Annotated in this window: 1 pseudogene; it reads right to left on the bottom strand. The window is 39.5% G+C overall.

Annotation, left to right across the window (positions count from 1 at the left end):
* A pseudogene (locus SB658_RS28295) lies at positions 1–125 on the bottom strand (stage 0 sporulation protein); the annotation flags it as partial.
* Positions 126–228: the final 103 nt, after the last annotated feature.

Raw genomic sequence — 228 nt, 5'->3', positions numbered from 1 at the left:
CCGTACTCAATACCTCTTACTGTTTCTACAATTACAAACTCATTTTCAGAGATATCGAACTGATTCGGATCGAAGTAATACACCTTTCCGGCCTTCTTAAAGCGAACACCTACTACATCATACAAAACGGTCATCCCTCCTGCAACCGCAACACTAACTGTTCGAACACAAGCTGCGCATTTACATTAGCGTTGATTCTATTTTTTGCCTCTAATATATTAAAGAGAG

The sequence above is a fragment of the Bacillus sp. SIMBA_008 genome (assembly GCF_046535495.1).
Classification (GTDB): domain Bacteria; phylum Bacillota; class Bacilli; order Bacillales; family Bacillaceae; genus Bacillus; species Bacillus subtilis.
This window is presented reverse-complemented; position numbering and strand designations above follow the sequence as displayed.